This window comes from Colwellia sp. D2M02, from assembly GCF_018860755.1.
Taxonomy (GTDB): Bacteria; Pseudomonadota; Gammaproteobacteria; order Enterobacterales; family Alteromonadaceae; genus Colwellia; species Colwellia asteriadis.
In genome coordinates, this window is the sequence record NZ_JAHKPW010000037.1 from 10,827 (window position 1) to 28,334 (window position 17,508).

General features: G+C 41.2%; 3 protein-coding genes. All 3 read left to right on the forward strand.

Features of this window, described 5'->3' with window-relative positions; genetic code table 11:
• Positions 1-4: 4 nt before the first annotated feature.
• The gene (locus tag KO495_RS05810) at positions 5-8,521 is read left to right on the forward strand and encodes a type I polyketide synthase (protein WP_215979454.1); all 8,517 of its coding nucleotides are present in this window, start codon (positions 5-7) and stop codon (positions 8,519-8,521) included.
• A gap of 15 nt (positions 8,522-8,536) precedes the next feature.
• Positions 8,537-11,281 (forward strand): PfaB family protein, encoded by a 2,745-nt coding sequence (locus KO495_RS05815; protein ID WP_215979455.1) that lies wholly within the window; start codon positions 8,537-8,539, stop codon positions 11,279-11,281.
• A gap of 62 nt (positions 11,282-11,343) precedes the next feature.
• Positions 11,344-17,385 carry a beta-ketoacyl synthase N-terminal-like domain-containing protein gene (locus KO495_RS05820; protein WP_215979456.1) on the forward strand — a complete coding sequence of 2,014 codons (6,042 nt, stop codon included), beginning with the start codon at positions 11,344-11,346 and terminating at the stop codon, positions 17,383-17,385.
• The last annotated feature ends 123 nt before the right edge of the window (positions 17,386-17,508 follow it).

The window sequence follows — 17,508 nt, forward strand, 5'->3', positions numbered from 1 at the left end:
GCCAATGGCTAACAAGAATACTTCCCACGAAAACGCACAAGAACATAATGACGAGCAACACGCACAGTTAAACTCTCGTCTTCAAGAGTGTCCCATCGCTGTTGTTGGTATGGCATCAATGTTTGCTGATGCGAAAAATTTAGACGAATACTGGGATAATATTTTTGAGTCGGTTGATGCGATTAAAGATGTTCCAAGTGATCGATGGGCCATTGAAGATTACTATAATAGCGACCCTAAAGTTGCCGATAAAACCTATTGTAAACGTGGTGGTTTTTTACCTGATATTGACTTTGACCCAATGGAGTTTGGTTTACCACCGAACATTTTAGAGTTAACTGATATTGCACAGTTGCTTTCTTTAGTGGTGGCTCGTGAAGTATTGAACGATGCCGGCATTGGTGACGGCTCTGGTTACGATCGCGATAAAGTAGGTATCACCTTAGGTGTCGGCGGCGGTCAAAAGCAAATCTCGCCATTAACTTCTCGATTACAAGGGCCAGTACTTGAAAAAGTATTAAAAGCCTCAGGGGTTGATAGTGACGATCGCGCGATGATCATCGAAAAATTCCAAAAAGCCTATATTAGCTGGGAAGAAAACTCATTTCCAGGCATGTTAGGCAATGTTATCGCAGGGCGTATTGCTAACCGCTTTGATTTTGGTGGCACTAACTGTGTGGTTGATGCTGCTTGTGCTGGCTCATTAGCGGCAATTAAGTTAGCTATTTCAGACTTATTAGAATATCGCTCAGAAGTGATGATTTCAGGTGGCGTTTGTTGTGATAACTCGCCATTTATGTATATGTCATTTTCGAAAACACCAGCCTTTACCACAAATAATGATATTCGTCCGTTTGATGTTGACTCAAAAGGTATGATGATAGGTGAAGGTATTGGCATGATGGCGTTTAAGCGCTTAGAGGATGCTGAGCGTGATGGCGATAAAATTTATGCGGTACTAAAAGGTATTGGTACTTCATCTGATGGTCGTTTTAAATCAATTTATGCGCCGCGTCCTGACGGACAAGCAAAAGCGTTAAAGCGTGCCTATGAAGACGCAGGTTTTGAGCCGAAAAGTTGTGGTTTAATTGAAGCTCATGGCACAGGCACTAAAGCGGGTGATGCCGCTGAATTTAGTGGTTTGATGAAGCATTTTTCTCAAAATAACGACGGCAAGCAGCATATTGCTTTAGGCTCGGTTAAATCGCAAATTGGTCACACTAAAGCAGCCGCTGGTGCTGCTGGTATGATTAAAGCAGTATTAGCGCTGCATCATAAAGTGTTGCCGCCAACATTACATATTGATCAACCTAATCCTGCACTTGATATTGAAAACAGCCCACTGTATTTAAACAGTGAAACTCGTCCATGGATGCCTAGAGCCGATGGTTTACCGCGCCGTGCTGGTATTAGTTCGTTTGGTTTTGGTGGTACTAATTACCATATGGTATTAGAAGAATATCAGCCAACAGCACAAGGCCAGTATCGTTTAACTAATGTTGCACAAACTATTGTTATGGTTGGTAATGATGAAAGCTCGCTTAAAGATCATTTACGCCAATGGCAAGAAAAACTAACCGTTAACGTGGATGAACAGCCATATATGTTTAATGCGTTAGTGACGCAAAATACGCTAACAACACCAGCAAACGATTATGCTCGTTGTGGTTTTACTGCTAAAAACGCTACAGAAGCTTTAGCGATGATTTCAGCAGCGTTAACACAGCTCGATAAGCAAGCGGGTAGTGAGCAATGGTCATTACCGCATGGTATTTATTACCGCAAATCGGCAATTACTGCCAATGATAAAGTTGTCGCGCTATTTTCTGGGCAAGGCTCGCAATATGTAAATATGGGTCGTGAACTGGCGTGTAATTTCCCAAGTGTGATGCAAGCGGCTAGTGATATGGATAATGAATTCACCGCGGCACAATTAAGCCAATTATCACCGGTAACTTACCCGATTCCTGCGTTTACGAATGATGCTCGTAAAGCACAAGAGGAGGCATTACGTTTAACACAATATGCACAACCGGCCATTGGTTGCTTCAGTGTAGGATTATATAAAACGTTTACTAATGCTGGCTTTAAGGCAGACTTTACTGCAGGGCATAGCTTTGGTGAATTAACTGCCTTGTGGGCTGCTGGGGTTGTTAACGATAAAGATTATATGATGTTAGCACGTAGTCGTGGACAAGCAATGGCTGCGCCTGTTGGTGATAACGCCAAAGATTTTGATGCTGGTACTATGGTTGCCGTTGTGGGTAATCCTGATGCAGTTGCTAATGACATTAAAGATATTGCTGATGTATCTATTGCTAACTACAACTCAAATAATCAAGTGGTTGTTGCCGGCGTTAGTGCGCAAATCGCGTTAGCCTCAACGATATTAAAAGATAAAGGTTATAAAGTGGTGCCATTACCGGTTTCGGCTGCATTTCACACACCGTTAGTCGGTCATGCTCAAAAACCTTTTGCCAAGGCAATAGATAGCGCTAAATTCAACAAGCCAACTATGCCTGTATTTGCAAATGGCACGGGTAAAGCGCATTCAAATAAGGCCGCTGATATCAAAAAGGCTCTTAAAAATCATATTTTAGAGTCAGTACATTTTAATAAAGAAATAGATAACCTCTATGATGCAGGTGGTCGAATATTTATTGAATTTGGTCCTAAAAATGTGTTGACTAAATTAGTTGAAAATATTCTCAGCGATAAAGACGATGTGGTGGCTATTGCGGTTAATGGCAATGCCAAAAAGTCAGCCGATTTACAATTACGCCAAGCAGCAGTACAGCTATGCGTTTTAGGTCTGTCGTTAAATGAAATTGACCCGTATTCAGCGGTTAAACGCCCATTAACCCCGCCTAAAATGTCAGCGTTGGCAATGAAGCTTAATGGCGCATCTTATGTGAGTGAAAAAACGAAAAAGCAATTTAGCGACGCGCTATCTGATGGACGAACGATTAAGCAAGCGATAGCAACACCGATTGAAAAGCCTGTTGAAAAAGTAGTAACCAAAGAAGTCGAAAAAATCGTAGAAAAAGTGGTTGAAAAAATTGTATACGTTGATGTGAACGGCAATATTATTGATGAAAGTCAGATTGATAAACAGTCAACTAACACTCACTCAGCTAATAGCCACAGTGTAAATAAAGCTGTTGACGCTACAGACTTAGCGGTAAGTATTGAGCGCAGTGTTGCTCAGTTTGTTGAACATCAACAACAGTTATTGTCAGTGCATGAACAATACATGCAAGGACCAAAAGAATACGCACAAACAGTTGATAAAGTACTTAGCGCAGTAGCGCAATCTGAAGGTGAGAGTCAATTATCTGAAAGTTTAGATCGTACTTTAGGTATGTATCATCAATTTCAATCTGAAACGCTACGTGTGCATGAGCAATACCTAAATAGTCAAAACGATACAATGGCATTACTGTTAAATAATGCCTCTGCAAGCTCAAATGTGGCAACGTCAACTACTGAAAGTAGTAGCGCAGCTAATACCGGGCTAGCTAGCTCAAATACATCGGCAATATCGCAAAAGACTGTACCTGAAAGTAAAGCACCTGCAAGCATAGCGCCTGAAAGTATAGCCCCTCAAAATATAGCGCCGAAAAGTGTAGCTGCCAGTGTTTCAGCCGTTAATGCGGTAGCTACTATGTCAACAAGTGTTAGCGCGCCAGCTAATACTCAAACTCAAGTTGCAGCAGCATTAGCGCCACAAACTGTTGTTGAGCCTTCACTTGATCTTGAGTTGATTAACAACGTGATGTTAACGGTTGTTGCAGATAAAACCGGTTATCCCACTGAAATGCTAGAGTTAGGCATGGATATGGAAGCCGATTTAGGTATTGACTCTATCAAGCGTGTTGAAATTTTAGGGGCAGTACAAGATGAAATTAACGACTTGCCTGAGCTTAACCCAGAAGACTTAGCACAGCTTCGTACTTTAGGTGAAATTGTTGATTATATGCAATCAAAAGTGAGTGTTGCAGCGCAGCCGCAAAGCACTACTTTGCATTTAGTCGAAACATCAGCAGAAGCTACGCATAGCGTTGCTACTACTCTTAACCTAGATCATATTCAATCGGTAATGATGGCTGTTGTTGCTGATAAGACTGGCTACCCCACTGAAATGCTAGAGCTAGGCATGGATATGGAAGCGGATTTAGGTATTGATTCAATTAAACGTGTTGAAATTTTAGGGGCGGTACAAGATGAAATTACTGACTTACCTGAGCTTAACCCAGAAGACTTAGCACAGCTGCGCACCTTAGGTGAAATTGTTAGTTACATGCAATCAAAAGTATCCGTTGCAGCGCCTGCCAGTACCCCAATAGCTAGTACCGCAACATCAACAGCCAACTTGGCACCCGCAATCGACTTAGATCATATTCAATCAGTAATGATGACGGTTGTTGCAGATAAGACTGGTTATCCCACTGAAATGCTAGAACTAGGTATGGATATGGAAGCGGATTTAGGTATTGATTCAATTAAACGTGTTGAAATTTTAGGGGCGGTACAAGATGAAATTACCGATTTACCTGAGCTTAACCCAGAAGACTTAGCACAGCTGCGCACCTTAGGTGAAATTGTTAGTTACATGCAATCAAAAGTATCCGTTGCTGCGCCTGCCAGTACCTCAATAGTCAGTACCTCAATAGCCAATACTTCAATAGATAGTACCCCAATAGCTAGTACCTCAACATTAGCAGCTAACTTGGCACCAGCAATAGACTTAGCTCATATTCAAGCGGTGATGATGACGGTTGTTGCAGATAAGACTGGTTATCCTACTGAAATGCTAGAGTTAGCGATGGATATGGAAGCGGATTTAGGTATCGACTCTATTAAGCGTGTGGAAATTTTAGGGGCGGTACAAGATGAAATTACCGACTTACCTGAGCTTAACCCAGAAGACTTAGCGCAATTACGTACCTTAGGCGAAATTGTTAGTTATATGCAATCAAAAGTGAGTGTTGCAGCGCCTGACAGTACCTCAATAGCCAATACTTCAATAGATAGTACCCCAATAGCTAGTACAGCAACATCAACAGCCAACTTGGCACCAGCAATCGACTTAGATCATATTCAATCAGTAATGATGACTGTTGTTGCAGATAAGACTGGTTATCCCACTGAAATGCTAGAGCTAGGCATGGATATGGAAGCGGATTTAGGTATTGACTCTATCAAGCGTGTGGAAATTTTAGGGGCAGTACAAGATGAAATTACCGACTTACCTGAGTTAAATCCAGAAGACTTAGCGCAGCTTCGTACTCTAGGTGAAATTGTTAGTTACATGCAATCAAAAGTGAGTGTTGCAGCGCCTGCCAGTACCTCAATAGCTAGTACCTCATCATTAACAGCTAACTCAACACCCGCAATCGACTTAGATCATATTCAAGCGGTGATGATGACTGTTGTTGCAGATAAGACTGGTTATCCTACTGAAATGCTAGAGTTAGCGATGGATATGGAAGCGGATTTAGGTATTGACTCTATCAAGCGTGTTGAAATTCTAGGGGCGGTACAAGATGAAATTACCGACTTACCTGAGTTAAATCCAGAAGACTTAGCGCAGCTTCGTACTCTAGGTGAAATTGTTAGTTATATACAGTCACGCGTTACCAACAATAATCCGCCGCCGACAGAGCCGACGCCACCTACAAGTAATAAGTCATTAAGTGCTATTGAACAGGCGCCAAGTGCCATAGTGGCGATAAAATCACTTCCTTCAGTGACTAAAATTGTTCCCGCCGTTGGTGGTAACGCTTTAATTGTTGATGATGGTAGTGGCGTAGCGATACCACTAAGTGAGCAATTAATCGCAGACGGTTTTAAGGTGAATGTGCTGCAACCAGCGTGGATAAAATCACAAACAAACAAACCTTTTAACAACCAAGTCAATGTTGTTGAACTTGTTAATGCTTCAGACGACAACGTAGAAATTGATGAGACGGGCGTTAAACAAGCTCTGGAAAACATACAAACAGCGCAAGGTAATATTGACGCGGTATTTTATCTGCATGCTAATACCGAAATTACCGCAATTGAATACCCGCAAAGTGCAAAACAGGGCTTAATGCTTGCTTTTGTTTTGGCGAAGCTTTGTCATGTAAAGGGAGCGACTACCACCCGTGCTAGTTTTGTTGTGGTAACACATCAAGGAGGAAGCTTAGGTTTTTCAAATGATGACTTTAAAGCTCATGAACAAAGTGATTTAGTACAAGCGGGGTTAAATGGTTTAGTAAAAACCTTGTCCCATGAATGGCCAACGGTTTTCTGTCGTCTTATTGATTTACCTCTAGTAAGTGCCTCATCAACAAAAGTTAGTGCAGCGAAAGCAGCAAGTTATATTTACGATGAGTTTTTAGATGCAGATGCCTCGTTGATTGAAGTAGGCTATAACAGCACATTATCAACCAGTATTAATCGCGTGACATTAGTGGCACAAACCACTAATAGCTATAATCTTGAAGCGGGTAATCGTATTGATAACAACGCCGTTTTTTTAGTGAGTGGTGGCGCCAAAGGTGTTACTGCGCATTGTGTCATTGAATTAGCTAAGCAATATCAAGCGAGCTTTATTTTACTTGGGCGATCTGCTTATGAAACGAGCGAAGCAACCTGGGCGCAAGGGGTTAACGATGAAGCTGAGCTGAAAAAGTCAGCGATGCAAGCGCTAATTGCTCAAGGTGAAAAGCCAACGCCAGTGAAAGTGAGTCAACTTACTAGCGCGGTATTAGCTAATCGTGAAATTGCTCAAACACTTGATGCTATTACTGCTGCTGGCGGCAAAGCACATTATGTTGCGGCTGATGTAACTAATGCCAAAAGCGTTAATAATGCCGTTGCGCCTCTAGTAAAAACCTTGGGTGACATTAGCGGTATTATTCACGGAGCAGGGGTTTTAGCCGATAAGTTTATTGAACAAAAAACCTTAAGTGAATTTAACCGTGTTTACCGTACTAAAATTGATGGTTTACTGTCGTTACTATCGTGTGTTGATCAACGTCAACTTAAACATTTAGTACTGTTTTCATCGGCTGCTGGTTTTTACGGAAACCCAGGACAGTCTGACTACGCCATTGCTAATGAAATTTTGAATAAAACCGCGTACCGTTTTAAAGCATTACACCCTCAAAGCCAAGTATTAAGCTTTAACTGGGGACCTTGGGATGGTGGTATGGTTACCTCAGAGTTAAAGCGCATGTTTAATGACCGTGGTGTTTATATTATTCCACTAGATGCTGGCGCGCAGCTATTAGTGAGTGAATTAGGCGCTAATAGTAATCGTTGTCCGCAAATTTTAGTTGGTAACGACCTTTCTAAAGATAGCACTAAAACGACTGAAAATGAGCAAGGTGCGCAGGTAAAAAAGCCGCAAGTTAGTCGCTTATCAAACCGTGTTATTAAAACACTACAAGTGACTAACAATGCTTTTTTAGTCGATCACACCATAGGAAATGATCAAGTACTACCCACCGTGTGTGCCTTAGCGTGGATGAGTGAAGCCTGTCAGGCAAGTTACCAAGGTTATTACTATCAAGGCAGTAGTGATTATAAGCTTTTTAAAGGCGTTACCTTTGATGAGGCGACAATTGCGCTTGCTCAGGCTGTTGATTTTATTATTGAGATGAACGCTCAAGAGCAAAATAATAACCACTTACAGGTAGAGGTCACGATATCGAGTAAGGTTATTGATGAGCAGGACAATGAAAAAACGATTTATCATTACGGCGCAAAAATTCACTTAGCGCCAGCTAGCCAAGTAAAGCAAGCAATTACTGAAATGACGCTTACTGATCAGCAGCGCCTTTTAGTTGATGAACTAAATAGTGATGCAGCTAAGCAAACAGTTGCAGCGACTAACGCAACTGACCAAGCACAAGCCTTGTATAACAATGGTACTTTATTTCACGGAGAAAGCTTACAAGGCATTCGTGCGATATTGCATTGTGATGACACTAGCTTATTACTTGCTTGTCAGGTTGCTGAATTAGCTCAGGTTAAACAAGGTGATTTTCCATTAAGCGCAAATAAAGACAGTGACGTGCATAATGTTTTTGCCAATGATTTGGTTTATCAAGCGATGCTAGTTTGGGTAAAACAGCAGTTAGGTTTAGGCAGTTTGCCATCAAGTACGCAGCAGTGGACGGTTTATCGTCAAGTTGCATTAAATGAGCGTTTTTATTTACTACTCAATGTTGTTAAAGCCACAGGTAGTAAATCTACTAGTAAAGCTGCCAGTAAACGTGGCTCTTTGGTGGCCGATATTCAATTGTTCAGCGAAGATTACCAATTACTGGCTGACGTTAAATCAGCAAAAGTTACCGCAAGTGCAACTTTAAATAACGTATTTTTACCTGAAAATACGTTAAGTAAAAGCCAAGCGACAACAAAGGTACAAGCTAGCTCAAGTCTCAAAGAACATGCACAAGAGAATGTACAAGAAAGTGCACAAGAGAGCGCAAAGGGAACAGCAAAAGATAAAGCTGAACTAGTGTAATGATAGATAATTTTAATGATAGATAACAGACTCGCCATTATTGGCATCGACAGCCACTTTGGTCAGTATGAAAATATTGATCAAGTGGCGCGAGCACTTTATTTAGCGAAAGTGGAAAACACCACAGAGCAGAATCATACCGCTTTTAATCTTGGTGAGCATAACCTTGCTAAGTACGTTGCAAAGTCAGTTGAACGTATGATTGCGCCTTGTCACTTTCCTGCAAATAACGTTGCTAATATTGAAGAGCAATTAGTCACCATTGTTGTTTGTGAAAGCCCTGCTTGTGAAACTGCTGTTGATGAATGTATTACAGCTCAGCGTTTAAACAGCTTTACCGAAAAAGCAGCAACGGCAAACTCTATATCCGTTGTTAGTGAGCTTGCTCAAGCATTAACCTTAAGTGCAACCTTAATTGAGCAAGGTAAAATAGTGGCCTTAGTTGGTATTAATTTTAATGTTAATGTTAATCAAACCATTAACGAAAAAATATCAACTAATACGGTCAGTTTCGATAGCCACTTTAACGGATATCAAACAACGAGTGGTTTAGCAGCAGTTTTACTTTGTAGTGAAAGATTAGCAATAACGGAAAAGTTCGCGATTTATAGTTGGATAAATGGTATTAAAAGCCTTATCAGTAAGGCTGTATCCGCAAATGATATTAATCAAATAGCTGAGCAAGCGTTAAAGCAATCAGGGGTAACAACAAGCAATATTGGCTTACTTGAAAGCTCAGCTTTAGCCCAGCAAGATTTAAGAAATGCAGAGTTACAAGGCTTGTGTCAGCTTTATTGTGGTGGTGATGACCAAAACGCATTGTCTACTGTATTCTCTACTGCAATGACTTCTGCGCGAAGTATTGTTGGGGAAGGGGCTGGTTTTTCACAAGTGCTGGGTTTAGTCCGCACCGTTATTGCATTGCAACAACGTTATATTCCCGCTATTAGTGATTGGCAATCACCACTTGATACGCAATTACCATGGTTTGAGCAATCTAGCTTTTATTTAGCAACTGAGGCGCGCCCTTGGTACCCTAATGTTAATGGAGATTGCCATAGTGCGGCATACAGTTGTTTAACCGAGCACAGTTATTGTCATCTTATTTTAACGGAACATAGCCTTGCATTCGAAGCCGATGTTGCAGTTGATGTCGTCGCTGATAAGTTCCCATTAGCCGACGTGAGAAAAAATGGTTTTATCGCCAGCAGCCCAATGAAATTAATTTTGGTTTGTGGTGAGAGCCAACAGGTATTAACCCAAAATTTACAGCAGGTAACAACGCAAGTTGCTAATTTAGCCAAGGCCTCGTTAACGTTCTCACCAAGCGCTGAACTCACTTTATTAGCTAAACAGCAATACCAGTATTTTTTACAATGTAACGCAGCAGAGCAAAATAAAGTATTCACGATAGCGTTACTTTGTGAGTCTATACCTGAGTTACAAAAAGAGCTTAGCTTAGCGCAATTAGGTATTGAAAATGCTTTTGAAAGTGGTATTGATTGGAAAACACCTAAAGGCAGTTATTTTAGCGCTCAGCCGGTTACTCAGTCTGTTATTCAGTCACCTACTCAACATAGCCGCGTAAATAGTACTGTGCCTTTGGGAGCAAATAACCGTAAAGGTGATACTAGTCAGGTAGGCAATAATATTGCCTTTATTTACCCTGGCATTGGCGCAACGTATGTCGGTTTAGGACGTGATTTATTTCACTTGTTTCCTGAAATATACCAAAGCGTTGCCGCACTAGCCGATGATATTAGTAGTAGTTTAAAAGATAGATTACTTAATCCTCGAACGATTATTCGGCCAACATTTAATGAATTAAAACAGCTTGATATTCAATTACGTGGCAGTTTAGCGGATATTGCTGAGGCTGGTGTTGGTTTTGCTTGTGTATTCACCCAAATATTTGAGCGCGTTTTTAAGGTCAAGGCTGATTTTGCTACCGGCTATTCTATGGGTGAAGTTAGTATGTATGCTGCGTTAGGCTGTTGGCAGCAACCTGGTTTAATGAGTGCGCGCTTAGCACAATCAAGCACTTTCAATCATAAACTTTGTGGTGAATTATCAACGTTACGTGAATGTTGGGATTTATCAAATGATGAAATAGCCCAGCAACCCTTATGGGAAACTTACACTATAAAAGCGACTTTAGCTGAGTTTGAGCAAGCGAATGTCGGCGAAAAGCGAGTTTACTGCACCATAGTGAATACTCCTGATAGTTTACTGGTTGGCGGCTTTCCGCAAGATTGCTTACGGGTGATTAAAAATTTGGGTGTTAGAGCCATGCCATTAACCATGGCAAATGCTATTCATAGTGCCCCAGCAAAAGCCGAATATGATGCCATGGTTGAACTCTATACTATGGCGGTTAATCCACGTATTGCCACCAGAATGTACTCGAGCTCATGTTATTTACCAGTACCGCAATTTAGTGGCAGCATTGCTAACTCAATTGCCAAATGTTTATGTGAGCAGGTCGACTTTCCACGCTTAGTGAATACCTTGTATGAACAAGGCAGCAGAGTATTTATTGAAATGGGGCCAGGGCGATCATTATCGAGTTGGGTCGATAAAATTTTACCTCATGGTAGTCATCCGCATTTATCCGTTCCTGTTAACGCCAAAGGAACCCGTGATGAAGTCACCTATTTTAGAGCATTAGCGAAATTACTTAGCCATGGCGTTAGTGTTGATCTTGAGAGTGTTTTTAATGGTTCAATGATCATTAATCATAAAAACCCACACCAAAATTGAATGTAATTAAATAACTGATTGATTAAAAACATAAAAATTAACCTATGTTAAAGAGAGAATTCATGGAAAACATTGCCGTTGTCGGTATCGCAAATTTATTTCCCGGATCATCACAGCCCGATGAATTTTGGCAACAATTACTTAACAAGCAAGACTGTCGCTCAAAAGCGAGTCATGCTCAAATGGGCGTTGATCCTGATAAATATACCGGTAAAAAAGGAGACACCGATAAGTTTTATTGTGTGCATGGCGGTTATATTCGAGACTTTAACTTTAATGCCACAGCTTTTGTAACTGATGCACAGGGCAAAGCGTTAAGTAATGGTTTAACTGCTGAGTATTTAACGCAACTAGATGATTTAAATCAATGGGCATTATATGTTACTGAGCAAGCTCTTAGTGATGCAGGATATTGGCGCTCAACGGCACTAGAAAACTGTGGGGTGATTTTAGGTAATTTATCGTTTCCAACTAAATCATCAAACCATTTGTTTCTCCCTTTATACCATCAAGTGGTTGAAAATAGTCTTAAAGAAATCATCAATCAAGACTTACAGTTATCAACATTTTCAACCGATACTGCCAATGTTAATACCAGTTTAAATCAGGCTCCACATGCTGATAATGCACTGGTAGCTGGTTATCCTGCGGCGCTACTTGCGAAAGCTGCTGGTTTAGGCGGAGCACATTTTGCACTTGATGCGGCTTGTGCATCCAGTTGTTACTCGGTAAAACTGGCATGTGATTATTTGCATACTGGTAAGGCTGACATGATGCTCGCAGGTGCAGTGTCGGGCGCCGATCCTATGTTTGTGAATATGGGATTTTCAATATTCCAAGCATACCCTGAAAACAACGTGCACGCGCCATTTGATAAAAATTCACAAGGGCTTTTTGCCGGTGAAGGCGCTGGTATGATGGTGCTAAAACGTCATAGTGATGCGGTGCGAGACGGTGATAAAATTCACGCTATCATTAAAGGTGGTGCGTTATCTAACGATGGTAAAGGCGAGTTTGTGTTAAGCCCTAATACTAAGGGACAAGTACTCGTTTACGAACGTGCTTATGAAAATGCAGACGTTAACCCTGCCGATGTTGACTACATTGAGTGCCATGCCACGGGTACCCCTAAAGGGGATAAAGTTGAGCTTGGCTCGATGGAAACCTTTTTTAGTCGTTATCACAACAAACCGCTGTTAGGCTCTGTTAAATCAAACTTAGGTCACTTACTTACCGCCGCAGGTATGCCGGGGATGACTAAAGCGATCCGCGCCTTAAATGAAAAAATTATTCCGCCGACCATTAATTTAACCGATCCTATTCGCTCTAAGCAGGAATATTTAACGGCAGCGCAAATGCCAACACAAACCGTTAATTGGCCCGTTGCCAATAGCGCTGCCAGTGCAACTAAACCACGTATTGCTGGCGTTAGTGTTTTTGGTTTTGGCGGCGCTAATGCACATATTGTATTACAAGAGCAGAGTGATACGCTTGATAATGCAGCTAGCACTCAAAACCAGGTGAATGCTCAAGAGCCATTGGCTATCATCGGAATGGATGCTCATTTTGGCCATGCTGAAAACTTAAGTGCTTTTTTGCAGTTACTCTCCAATCAAGGTAATACCTTTACAAAGCTACCCGTTAAGCGCTGGAAAGGCATTGAGCAAGATAGCAGTGTGATGAATGCATTAGGGTTAGCACATGCACCCAAAGGTGGCTATGTGGAGCAGTTTGATATTGATTTTTTACGCTTTAAAGTGCCGCCAAACGAGCAAGACTGTTTGATTCCACAGCAATTAATGATGATGAAAGTGGCTGATAATGCTGCTAAAGATGCTGGCCTAAAAGAGGGTAGCAATGTTGCGGTTTTAGTCGCTATGGGTATTGAGCTTGAGCTGCATCAATATCGCGGTCGCGTTAATTTGGCGACTCAAATTGAAACTAGCTTGCTTGAGCAAGGCGTCACGTTAACTGACAAACAACGTAATACCTTAATCAATATTGCTAAAGATGGCGTTGCTTCAGCTGCACAGTTAAATCAATACACCAGTTTTATTGGCAATATTATGGCGTCGCGTATCTCGGCGTTATGGGATTTTTCAGGGCCAGCAATTACGCTCTCAGCAGAAGAAAACTCGGTGTACCGTTGTGTTGAGTTGGCGCAAAGCTTATTTCAAACCAGTGATGTTGAAGCTGTTATTATTGCTGCGGTCGATTTAGCAGGCTCAGTTGAAAATATTACCTTACGTCAACATTACGCAGAGGTTTCGTTGAGCGCTGATGGCAATACTGATAGCCATCAATGGAAAGTTGGTGAAGGTGCGGGTGCCTTAGTTGTTGTTCCTCACTCAAAAGTTAGCTGTAGTGCCATGGGCGAGCACAGTGTTTATGCACAAATTGACAGTAACTGCTTTGCTAATTATCAGGGTAAAGTCAGCGCTGATGTTATTAACACTGCGGCGAAAAAAGCGTTAAATAGCGCAGGTATTAGTGCTGAGCAAGTGAGCGAAGTAGAAGCGCATGGCAGTGGTTTTATTGATGAAGATATTGCCGAACAACACGCTTTACCAAGTATTTACCCGTCAGTGAGTCAGCAGCAAAAAATTAGCTCGGTAAAAAATACTATCGGGCACACTTTTAATGCATCAGGCATGGCCAGTATTATTAAATCTGCGTTGCGATTAAATGCTCAGTCCAATAAAAATAATAAAACTTATATTGCGATTAATGGCTTAGGTAAAGATGAAAGCTGTGCACATTTGATTTTATCGTCAAGTGGAGATCAGCACCAAAGTGCGCCAAGTCAAATAACGAAAAAGCGTCCAGAGCTCATTAAAACAATTACCTTGGGCGGCGATAGTATTCGTCAATTAATACATCAACAAAGTCATAACGAGCATATAGCCGAAATTAAACAGGCATATAGCCATGTTAATGCGAAGCACGGCATTAGCGCGCCTATTGCGTTAGCTAATTTAGTGCCGCAGCGTTTACTTAAAAGCGTTGCGAAAAGCACTTCAAAGCCAGTATTAGCAAACTTATCAACAAACAGCGCCGCAAATATCGCGACTGTTATTGGAGTACCTGTGAAAAATAATAGTCAAGATAACTCTCATGCCAATTATCAAAGTAAGCACCTAAGTCAGCATCAAGTCGTGGCAAATAATACGCACCATGTTGAGACAACCGTCAGCAAAACCATTGCCCAAGCAACGGCAACTCATCAGTCGTTTTTAACTAGCCGTCAATTAGCGCAACAGCATATTGCCCAGTTAATTAGCTTACAAGCCGATGTGTCTCAAGGTGTTGATGTTATAAACTCTGGCGACAATGCACATATACAAGACAGTCCAGCGATGAAATTGGACAGTGAATCTCAAGGTTTAGGGTTTGCCATTAAAGGGCCTGCTGGTTATCACTATCCACCTTTGCAATTACAAGAGCGCTTTAATCAACCCGATCATCTTATTTGGGATACCGCCGATTTAGTAGAGTTTGCCGAAGGTGATATTGCAAAAGTGTTTGGTGAAGAATATGCCATTATCGATAACTACTCACGCCGCGTTAGATTACCTACCACAGACTACTTATTAGTGTCACGCGTTACCGAATTAGATGCCAGAGTACATGAGTATAAAAAGTCTTACATGTGCACTGAGTATGACATTCCGGTCGATGCGCCTTTTTTAATTGATGGTCAAATTCCTTGGTCAGTTTCGGTTGAATCAGGTCAGTGTGATTTGTTATTAATCTCTTATATTGGCATTGATTTTCAGGCGAAAGGTGAACGAGTTTATCGCTTACTTGATTGCGAACTAACCTTTTTAGAAGAAATGGCCTTTGGCGGAGAAACCCTGCGTTATGAAATTCATATTGACTCGTACGCCAAAAATGGTGAACAGCTGTTATTTTTCTTTCACTACGATTGCTACGTTGGCGATAAAAAAGTACTGATCATGCGTAATGGTTGTGCTGGTTTTTTCACGGATGAAGAATTAGCTGACGGTAAAGGTGTTATTTTAAATGATAAAGATAAAGCACAACTTGCTAATGCGGTTAAAAGTCGCTTTACGCCATTAATCACTAATAAAGATTCAGCCAAGCAGGCGAAACAACACTTCGATTATAACGATATGATGAAGCTAGTTGATGGCGATGTTGCAGGCTGTTTTGGTGAAGAATACAACCAACAAGGGCGCAATCCGTCATTGAAATTTTCATCAAAGAAATTTTTAATGATTGAGCGTATTACCAAAATTGATGCTCATGGTGGACATTGGGGCTTAGGTTTACTTGAAGGACAAAAAGATCTCGACCCAGAGCACTGGTATTTTCCGTGTCACTTTAAAGGTGATCAAGTCATGGCTGGTTCATTGATGAGCGAAGGCTGTGGGCAAATGGCAATGTTCTTTATGCTAAAATTGGGCATGCATGCCAATGTTAATAACGCACGTTTCCAGCCTATGCCTGGAGAGTCACAAACGGTGCGTTGTCGTGGTCAGGTTATTCCGCAGTACAATACCTTAACTTACCGTATGGAAGTAACTGAAATGGGCATGCAGCCTTATCCGTACTTAAAAGCCAATATTGAAATTATTCTTGATGGCAAAGCGGTAGTTGATTTTAAAAACTTGTCAGTGATGATCACCGAGCAAACTGATGAGTCGCCTTATCCTGTAACATTACCTGATAATACGGTGCTCGTTAATTCGCAAACGGCTATCGATACAACCGATACAAGGGTTAGTGAATTTGCTGAAAGTAATAGTGATAAACAAGGCGTTGATGAACGTGGCATAGTGCCATTTAAAAATGCACAGCGTCCATTAATGAAAGTAATGTCTGATCACCTTGCACCTAAAAATAAAGGCGTAACACCCATTCAGCATTTTGAAGCGCCGTTCGTTGCAGGGCAAAACCGTGTGCCTAATACTGCACCTTTTACCCCGTGGCATATGTTTGAATTTGCCACCGGCAATATTTCTAACTGTTTTGGCCCTGATTTTGATGTTTATCAAAATCGCATTCCACCGCGTACGCCTTGTGGTGACTTACAAGTGGTTACGCAAGTTGTTGAAGTTACTGGTGAGCGCTTAGATCTTAAAAACCCAGCAAGCTGTATTGCAGAATATTTTGTTCCAGCAGATGCTTGGTACTTTAGTAAAAATAGTCATAACAACTGGATGCCATATTCATTGATTATGGAGATTGCACTGCAACCTAACGGCTTTATTTCTGGCTACATGGGCACTACCTTAAAGTACCCTGAAAAAGATTTATTTTTCCGTAATCTTGATGGCAGTGGCGATTTAGTTAAGCAGGTAGATTTACGTAACAAAACTATCGTCAATAAATCAGTGCTATTAAGTACAACCATGGCTGGCGGTATGATAGTACAAAGTTTCACTTTTGAACTTTACGTGAAAAATGAAACAACAGTGGCACAAGACATTGATGCACACGAGCTGTTTTATCAAGGTACTGCCGTATTTGGTTATTTTGGCGCAGATGCATTATCTAACCAATTAGGCATTGATAACGGTAAAGTAACTCACCCTTGGTTTGTTGATCATAAAACCCCTGCGAGTAATATTGAAATTTTTGATCTTAGCAATAAATCATTAAGCTTATATCAAGCGCCAGAGGCTAAGCCGCATTATAAATTAGCTGGTGGTCAAATGAACTTTATTGACACTGTATCTATCGTGGAAGGTGGCGGTAAAGCCGATATTGCTTATGTGCATGGCCAACGCGCTATTGACGCCACCGACTGGTTCTTCCGTTATCATTTTCATCAAGACCCAGTCATGCCTGGCTCTTTAGGTGTTGAAGCTATTATTGAGCTGATGCAAACCTACGCATTGAAAAACGATTTAGGCGCACAGTTTACTAATCCACGCTTTATTGCACCAACAACACAGGTTAAATGGAAGTATCGTGGGCAAATTACGCCACTAAATAAGCAAATGACGTTAGATGTGCATATTACCGACATTGTAAAAACCGCAACAGAAGTGCGTTTAGTTGGAGATGCTAACTTGTCTAAAGACGGCTTACGTATTTATGAAGTAAAAGACATAGTGTTGGCGTTAGTTGAAGCTTAAGAAAGCACTCTTAGCGCTTATCAAAGTATTTATAAAGATAAGTTAAATAGCGTGAAAAAAAATATCAAACGAAAAGTTAAGCATCATTTAAAACGATGTCGAGCACAGTGGTGGTGCGGTAAA

Excerpts from the sequence above, each read along its gene's own strand:
- KO495_RS05810 (WP_215979454.1), top strand. The coding sequence starts at position 5 with ATGGCTAACAAGAATACTTCCCACGAAAACGCACAAGAACATAATGAC.
- KO495_RS05820 (WP_215979456.1), top strand. The coding sequence starts at position 11,344 with ATGGAAAACATTGCCGTTGTCGGTATCGCAAATTTATTTCCCGGATCA.
- KO495_RS05815 (WP_215979455.1), top strand. The coding sequence starts at position 8,537 with ATGATAGATAACAGACTCGCCATTATTGGCATCGACAGCCACTTTGGT.